We start from the raw sequence: 9804 nt of genomic DNA, 5'->3' as shown, positions 1-9804 counted from the left end.
GGTTTCACTTCTGGCTCCTTCGGTTCTTTCGGATCCTCTGGTTTCACTTCTGGCTCCTTCGGTTCTTTCGGATCTTCTGGTTTCACTTCTGGTTCCTTCGGCTCTTTCGGATCTTCCGGCTTCACTTCTGGTTCCTTCGGTTCTTTCGGGTCTTCCGGTTTCACCTCTGGTTCTTCCGGTATCTTAAAATCTTCTTTTGTTTTCGGTAAAATTGTAACTGTAGGCTCAAGTGGCGGATTTATTCCATCATCCACTACCGCTCTATTTGTTATCCCTTTACTTGGTGCTTCTTTTACCTTCGCTTTAAAAATAATACTACGTTCTTTCATATCCTCAATGTCTAGATATTTCGCGATTACTTTTCCAAACTCCACTTTTAACTCTACTGGATTTGGCTCAGCACCTTCAAATCTAAGACTATCTTGCACGTATTCTAAACCGGCTGGAATTTCATCTTCTACCTTTACCTCGGCTACTTTACCGTTTTCTACCGTATTTTTAAAGCTAATTCGGTATTCTACTTCTTCTCCTAGCTTCGGCTCTTTATTACTTACTGTCTTCGCAGCTGTTAACTTACCATCTTTATATTCTGGCTTTATTGTCGCTGTCGGTTCTATAACTGGATGGTTCGGATCATCCACATGAATAATCGCTTTATTTGTTATTTCCCCTCCAACTTTTACTGTTTCTTTTACCTTCACTTTAAAGATGATACTTCTTTCTTTCGTATCCGTAATTTCTGGATACTTCGCTGTTACTTTTCCATTCTCTACTTTAAGCTCTATTGGTGCAGGTTTATCACCTACAGCCTCCAAACTATCTTTCACATATTCTAAACCGGCTGGAATTTCATCTTCAATTTTCACATCAACTAACTTCCCGCCAGCTACTGTACCGTTAAAAATAATTCGATATTCGATTTCTTCCCCTAGCTTCGGTTCATGATTACTTACTTCTTTTCTTGCCTCTAGTTTCCCATCTTTATATTGCGGTGTGATTGGTATAAGTGACTCAACTGGCGGAGTCGTCGGATTATTATCATCAACAATCGCCTTGTTTACAATCTCTTTTCCTACTTGTACCGTCTCTTGTACTCTCACTTTAAAGATGATACTTCTTTTTTTCGTATCCGTAATTTCTGGATACTTTACTGTTACTTTTCCATTCTCTACTTTAAGTTCCACCGGATATGGTTCCGGCCCATCAGACTTTATACTATCTTGTACGTATTCTAAACCGGCTGGAATTTCATCTTCTACCTTTACCTCAGTTAGTTTTCCGTTCTCTACCGTATTTTCAAAGCTAATTCGATATTCTACTTCTTCTCCTAACTTTGGTTCATGATTACTTACTGTTTTTTCTGCTTGTAATGCACCATCTTTATATTGAGGCTGTATAGCGACATTCGGTTGCTCTGGTGGATTTATTGTATCTTCCACAATCGCCTTGTTCACAATCTCTTCGCCTACTTTAGCTTTTTCTTTCACTTTCACTTTAAAGACGATACTTCTTTCTTTCGTATCCGTAATTTCTGGATATTCCGCAAGGACGATTCCGTTTTTCACTTTCACATACAACGGTTTCGGATTCTCTCCCTCGGCTCTTTCACTACCTTCTACAAACTCTAAGCCCGTTGGTAATTCATCCTTAATCTTTACCTTCGCTACTTTTCCATGCTCTACTACGTTACGGAAAGTAATTCGATACTCTACTTCTTCTCCTAATTTTGGAGCTGGATTATTTACTGTTTTCTCAGCTTTTAGTTTTCCGTCCTTATACTCCGGCGTAATAATCGCTTCTGGTTTTTGCGGCGGATTCTTCGGATTATCATCATCCACAATTGCCGTATTCACGATTTTCTTACCGACTTTTACTGCTTCCGTTACTTTTACCTTAAAGCTAATACTACGCTCAGCTGTATCAGTGATATTTTCATACTTCGCTGTAATTTTTCCTGCTTCTTCTTTTAGCTCTACTGGATTTGGTTCATTACCTTCTGCTTTTAAACTGTCCTTTACATACTCTAATCCATTTGGTAGTTGATCCTCAATTTTCACTTCTGCTAGTTTTCCGTTTTCTACCGTATTTTTAAAACTAATTCGGTACTCTACTTCTTCTCCTAGCTTTGGATCTTTTTTATTTACCTTTTTATCAGCTTTAACTTTACCGTCTTTATGCTGCGGGGTAATTTCTACTTCTGGTCGCTCTGGTGGATTTTTTGTATCATCAACAATTGCTTTATTTACAATTGCTTTGTCCACTTCAACAGAATCTTTCACCTTCACTTTAAAGATAATGCTTCTTTCTTTCATATCAGTGATATTTTCATACTTCGCACTAACCTTACCAGCTTCTTCTTTCAACTCTACTGGTGCTGGCTTATCACCTTCTGCTTTTAGACTATCTTTCACATACTCTAAACCAGACGGAATTTCATCCTCAATTTTCACCTCTGCCAGTTTTCCATCTTTCACCGTATTATTAAATGAAATTCGGTATTCGATTTCTTCCCCTAGCTTCGGTTTATGATTATTCACCTTTTTATGAGCAGCAATTTTACCGTCTTTATATTGCGGTGTAATTTTTGCTGTCGGATCAATTACTGGATGGTTCGGATCATCAACATGGATAATCGCTTTATTTGTGATGTCTTTACCTATTGCAACTGAATCTTTCACCTTCACTTTAAAGACGATACTTCTTTCTTTCGTATCCATAATCTCTGAATACTTTGCCATTACCTTACCATTTTCTACTTTCAACTCCACTGGTTTTGGCTCTTCACCTTCAGCCTTTTCGCTTCCTTCTACAAACTCTAATCCAGCTGGAATTTTATCTTCTATTTTTACCTCGGCTAGTTTTCCATCTTTCACCGTATTATTAAAAATAATTCGATATTCGATTTCCTCACCTAACTTCGGTTCATGATTACTTACTTCTTTTCTTGCCTCAATTTTCCCATCTTTATATTGTGGTGTAATCGGTACATAAGGCTCTTCTGGCACATTCTTTGTATCATCTACAATTGCCTCATTTACGATTTCTTCTCCCACTTTTGCGCTTTCTTTTACCTTCGCTTTAAAGACAATACTTCTTTCCTCTGTATCTGTAATTTCTGGATACTTTGCCATTACTTTATTATTTTTCACCTGTAGCTCTACTGGTTTCGGTTTAGAACCTTCTACTGTGATGCTACCTTCTACATACTCTAAACCATTTGGTAATGCATCCTTTATATTTACCTCTGCTAGTTTCCCGTTTTCTATCGTATTTTTAAAACTAATTCGATATTCTACTTCTTCTCCTAGTTTCGGTTTATGGTTATTTGCCACTTTCTGTGCAACAATTTTACCATCTTTATATTGCGGAGTAATTTCCACATGAGGCTCTTCTGGCTTATTTTTTGTATCTACTACGATTGCTTTATTAACAATCTCCTTACCTATTTCTACCTCTTCTTTTACTTTCACTTTAAAGATAATACTTCTTTCTTTTGTATCTGTAATTTCTAGATACTTTGCCATTACCTTACCGTTTTCAAATTTCAATTCTACTGGACTAGGCTTAGATCCTTCTGCTTGTAAACTGTTCTCTACATACTCTAATCCAGCTGGAATTTCATCTTCTACTGTAACCTCTACTAGTTTTCCGTTTTCTACCGTGTTTTTAAAACTAATTCGGTATTCTACTTCTTCTCCTAATTTCGGTTTTTTATTGTTTACAAATTTCTCCGCTTTAAGCTTACCGTCTTTATATTCTGGCGTAATTGTTACTTCTGAAGTTGTTGGATCTTTTATATCATCAACAACTACTTTATTGACAATGCCTTCACCAACCTTAAATGCTTCTTTTACTTTCGCTTTAAAGACGATACTTCTTTCTTCTGTATCCATAATTTCTGGATATTTTGCGATTACTTTTCCATCTTTCACTTTCAGTTCTACCGGATCTGGCTTAGAACCTTCTGCTCGTAAACTATCTTTCACATACTCTAATCCATTTGGTAAATCATCTTTTATTGTTACCTCTGCTAGCTTTCCGTTTTCTACCGTGTTTTTAAAACTGATTCGGTATTCCACTTCTTCTCCTAACTTCGGCGTTTCATTATTTACCGTTTTCTTCGCTTCTACTTTTCCGTCTTTATGCTGTGGAGTAATTTCTGCCGTCGGTGTTTCTGGCTCATTTTTCGTATCATCAATAATTGCTTTATTGACGATTTTTTTACCGACTTTCACTTCATCTTTTACTTTCACTTTAAAAGTGATACTTCTTTCTTCTGTATCCGTAATCTCTGGATACTTCGCCATTACCTTACCATTTTCAAATTTCAATTCTACTGGATCCGGCTTAGAACCTTCTGCTTTCACACTGTTTTCTACGTACTCTAAACCTTCTGGTAAAGTATCTTCTATTTTCACCTCTGCTAGTTTTCCGTCTTCTACCGTGTTTTTCATACTAATTCGGTATTCTACTTCTTCTCCTAACTTCGGCGTTTCATTATTTACCGTCTTCTTCGCTTTCACTTTTCCGTCTTTATGTTGCGGAATAATTTCTGCTGTCGGTGTTTCTGGCGGATGTTTCGTATCGCTCACAATCGCTTCATTAACAATTGAATCGCTCACTTTACCTTTTACTTTCACTTTAAAGGTAATACTTCTCTCTTTTGTATCTGTAATCTCAGGATACTTTGCCATTACCTTACCGTTTTCAAATTTCAATTCCACTGGATCTGGCTTAGAACCTTCTGCTTTTACACTATCTTTCACATACTCTAATCCATTTGGTAAATCATCTTCTATCTTTACCTCTGTTAGCTTTCCATGTTCTACCGTATTTTTAAAGCTGATTCGGTATTCCACTTCTTCTCCTAACTTCGGCGTTTCATTATTTACCATCTTTTTCGCTTCAAGTTTTCCATCTTTATACTGAGGAATAATTTCCGCAGTCGGATTAACTGGCTTATTTTGCGAATCATCAATAGTTGCTTTATTAATGATTTTTTTACCGACTGTTACTCCTTCTTTTACTTTCACTTTAAAAACGATACTTCTTTCTTCTGTATCCATAATTTCTGGATATTTTGCCATTACCTTACCGTTTTCAAATTTCAGCTCTACTGAATCTTTTCCGACACCTTCTGCTTTCAAACTATTTTCTACATACTCTAAACCTTCTGGTAAAGTATCCTCTATTATCACGTCTGTTAGCTTTCCGTACTTAACCGTGTTTTTCATACTAATTCGGTATTCTACTTCTTCTCCTAACTTCGGTGTTTCATTATTTACGCTTTTCTTCGCTTTAATTTTTCCATCTTTGTGTAATGGTGTGATTTTTGCTTCTGGTTCTTTCGGATGTTTCATATCATCCACAATTGCCTTATTGATGATTTCCTTACCTACTTCCGCTTCTTCCTTCACCTTTACCTTAAAGACAATACTTCTTTCTTTCATATCCGTAATATTTTCGTATTCAGCAGTGACTTTTCCATCTTTCACACTTAACTTTAATGGAGCTGGTTTATCACCTTCAGCCTTTTCACTGCCTTTTACATACTCTAAACCGTTAGGAATTGTATCCTCTATTATTACCTTTTCTAGTTTTCCGTTTTCTACCGTGTTCTTAAAGCTAATTCGGTATTCTACTTCTTCTCCTAGTTTTGGTGATGGATTATCTACTGTCTTCTTCGAATCAATTATTCCATCCTTATGTTGCGGAGTAATTCTTTCCTCCGGCTCAATCGGTGGATTTTTCGTATCATCAACAATTGCTTTATTGACAATCTCTTTATCTACTTTTGCTTCTTCCTTCACCTTTACTTTAAAGACGATACTTCTTTCTTTCATATCCATAATATCGATATACTTAGCTTTGACTATCCCATTTTCAACAGCTAATTCTACTGGTCCAGGTGCTTCTCCTTCGGCCTTGATGCTATTTTCTACATATTCAAGACCTTTTGGAATTGTATCTTCCACTCGCACCTCTTCAAGTTTTCCGTTCTCAACCGTATTATGAAAACTAATGCGGTACTCGATTTCTTCGCCTAACTTTGGCTTCTTATTATTAACTACCTTTGTAGCAGCAATTTCACCTTTTTTACTTTGCGGTGTAATAACAACCTTTGATTCAACAGGCTCATTTTTCGGATCTTTTGCAATTGCTTTATTTACGATTGCCTCCCCTACTTTTGCCGAATCTTTTACTTTCACTTTAAAAACAATACTTCTTTTTTCTGTATCCGTAATTTCTGGATACTTTGCCATTACTTTGCCGTCTTCCACTTTTAGTTCTACTGGCTCTGGTTTTATACCTTCAGCTTTCAAACTATCTTTCACGTATTCAACACCTTTAGGTAGTGTATCTTCTACTAGCACCTTTTCTAGTTTTCCGTTTTCTACCGTATTATAAAATGTAATTCGGTATTCCACTTCTTCTCCTAGTTTTGGTGTTTGATTCGTTACGCTTTTTTCAACATCCACTTTACCGTATTTATAATCCGGCGTAATCTTTTCTTCTGGATGCTCAGTTTGTCCATTCGGCTCACTCACAACCGCTTTATTAACAATCGTTTCTCCGACTTTTGCCTCTTCTTTTACTTTCACTTTAAAGGCAATGCTTCGCTCTTTTGTATCCGTAATCTCTGGATATTTTGCGATTACCTTACCATTTTCTACTTTTAACTCTACTGGATTTGGTTCAGCACCTTCAGCTCTCTCACTGCCTTGAACAAATTCTAAGTTAGCTGGAATTTCATCTTCTATTGTAACTGCATCTAGTTTTCCGTTTTCCACCGTATTTTGGAAGCTAATTTGATATTCAAATTCTTCTCCTAGCTTTGGCTTCTTATTTGTTGCTTTTTTCTTTGCAGCAATTTTACCGGCCTTATGCTGTGGTGTAATCTTCTCTTCTAGATTCTTTGGTGGATTTGTTTTATCACTAACGGTTGCTTTATTAACAATTTCTTCACCAATTTTTGCAGTTTCTTTTACTTTTGTTTTAAAGACGATACTTCTTTCTTCCATATCCATAATTTCTGGATACTTTGCAATTACTTTTCCATTTTCAAACTTCAGCTCTACTGGCTCTGGTTTTGCACCTTCTGCTTTCAAACTATCTTTCACGTATTCAAGATTGCTTGGTAATTCATCTTCAATGGTCAATACATCTAGACGTCCATCTTTTGTCTTATTTTTAAATGTAATACGATACTCTACCTCATCACCTAGCTTCGGTGTTTTATTAGATGCTATTTTTTTAGCTTCTATTTCTCCAGGGATCTCTTTTGGAGTCGTAACCGTAATATCTGCATCATCTGCAGTTTCATAATTTACCTCGCTACTATCTTGTCCCTTTACAACAACGATATTTTTTACTGTTGTATCTGATTGTACAGAAGCTTTCACTTTTACTTTGAATGTAATAACAGCACTTTCACCCGGCTTTAAAACACCGCCGTCTTTAGCATTAGCACCTTCACCAACACGGAAATCAATTTGATTATTTACAAACTCCGCTTCATCATCGCTTGCATCATCTGTTTTATTTCCTTTATTACTTCCAGAAATATATTGTATAGATCCCGGAACATACTCTAAACGATCATCTAATTTATCAAAACCTTTTACATTCGATACCGGCGCTTGATTATTTTTCGTATTATTTTTCACTTCAATTTGATACGTAAACTCTTCACCGGCTTTAATTTCCTTAACTTCTTTACCGGTACTATCTAATGCCTTTTTATCTACTTGTAAGTTTGGAGCATTATGTTCTGTAACAAATGTGGCGTTGTTTAATACGTAAATATCACCAGTACCACCATATGCTCTAAAACGCATTTTTCCTTCTTTCAAATCATTCTTTACTTGAGTCGGTCCTTCAAGATGATACGTATGAATGTCAGTACTGAATGAATTTGTCCAATCCGGTTTATATCCTGGATATTTTTTTGTAACAAACTCGTTAGTGCCATCTACTTGTACTTCTGTCATAGATGAGTCATTAACATCATTATCTTTACCTTTAATATTTTTAAACTTTTGATACCCTAACCCAAAATCATATTCTCCATAATCATAGGCATATCCATCATTATCAGCTGGATCACCTTGCGATGAAAAATAACTAAATTTTGCTTTAAAAGCACCTTCTTTTGGTGTGTTTATTTTATTAACACTAATATCCGTCCAAGCTGTACTTTTTTGAGAAACTAACCCTTCCCAAATTTTCATATCTTTTACTGTTTCTTTATAGTTTTCATAAACTAATATAAGGTTCCAGTTACCCCAGTAATAGCCGCCACCTGTTACATCTTTAATTTGTGGCACATTTGCAACTGTCAACGTTTGAGAAATACCTTGCTGTGCAATTACATTTGTTACATCTGCATACGCAACATAACCAGCACCACTACCTGAGTAATTAGAAATATAAGGTAGATAATCTGCTTTTCGTATGCTATCAGCACTTACCTCTGCATATTCTTTATTTCCCATCTTCATTTTGACTGGTTGCCTTACTTGATCCTCAGTAACCTTTCTATCAGCAATATTTCCTGGTAACCCCATTGCTGCTGTCCAGAATAAGTAAGCCTTTTTCACTTTACTTCCAGCAGGAATGTTAGGAAATGCACCTGTTGACGAATTAAAAGTACTTTCATCGTTATCAACGTCCACAGTCATTTTATTCGTTTTATAACCCATACTTTGTCTGCCATAATGATCAGTTGTCAAACCAAGGGTCACATTACCAGTCTGTACTAAATTACCAGGAGCAATTGTAGAATACAGCGGGTCTCCAAATCCTTGTTTATCTCCTGTTTGGATTTGAACCTTCGAAGCATTTTCTGATGCAGCTTGTACTTCTGTACCATTCTGCTTTTCTGTCTCTTTTTCTGGCTGCTTCTCATCTTCAGCTACTGGTTGTTTTGGCATTTCTGTTTTTGATGTAGATTTATTTTTATCTTCTACAGATACTTTTAGCTTTTCATCAACTTTTTTAGTTGTACTATCAGCTGATGGACCTACTTCTTTCTTACTACTGTCAGCCTCATCATCAGCATTAGCTTCTACCTTTTCTTCAGAGGGAATCCCTTCAACATCTACAGACATATTCCCTATTTGTACTTGATCTTTTTGCACACTAATCTTTTGTTTGTATTCTTTATTAAAATGCTGCGTGCGATTAGCTTTTATTAACACTGTCATTTTTTCGTTTGATTTTAAATCTCGAATTTTAAGATTAGAAGAAAGAAGCTTTCCTCCCTTATCTTTTTCTTCTACATAGAAATCCGCTACTTTATTTTCAGGTAACTTCTCTCCGTTTACTTTCATAGATTGCGAAAGGAACGTAATTTCATTTTCATTATTTTGTTTAAGTACCAATTCTTGAATTGGTGTATCTCCCGTATTTTCAATCGTATATTGAAATACGTGCTCCCTCTTAGCTACTTCCCCCCTATATATTTCGGCATTTACTTGCTCTGCCTTAATTTTCACATCATTTCCTTGTAACTCATCCCAGCTTTTTTTATTTATCTCTGCAAAAGCACTGGGTGAAGGCAATATGATGGATAGGAGAAGTGTGATCATTGTTACGACATTAAAACACTTCAATACTTGTTTCATATTTTCTACCTTTCTCCTTTCTATATGCTTGCTATCCGTCTACTTAATTTCGTAGCCGTATACATAGCAATATATATCCACTCGCAACAATCCGACCTACGAAAATGTATCGTTGAAATCCCAATGTCAACAATATAAATCTCATAGAATATTACTATTTTAATTTATCAAAAATAGC

1 protein-coding gene is annotated in these 9804 nt (G+C 36.0%); it reads right to left on the bottom strand.

The genetic code is table 11. The features are described 5' to 3' along the window. A partial coding sequence (locus ACS2QP_RS12185) for an isopeptide-forming domain-containing fimbrial protein (protein ID WP_438882460.1) occupies nt 1-9626 on the bottom strand: 9626 nt, incomplete at its 3' end. Nucleotides 9627-9804 lie beyond the last annotated feature (178 nt).

It is taken from the genome of Bacillus cereus group sp. Bce019, from assembly GCF_051781745.1.
Taxonomy (GTDB): Bacteria; Bacillota; Bacilli; order Bacillales; family Bacillaceae_G; genus Bacillus_A; species Bacillus_A cereus.
Note: the sequence above shows the minus strand (reverse complement) of the source record. Positions and strands in the feature narration are given on the sequence as shown.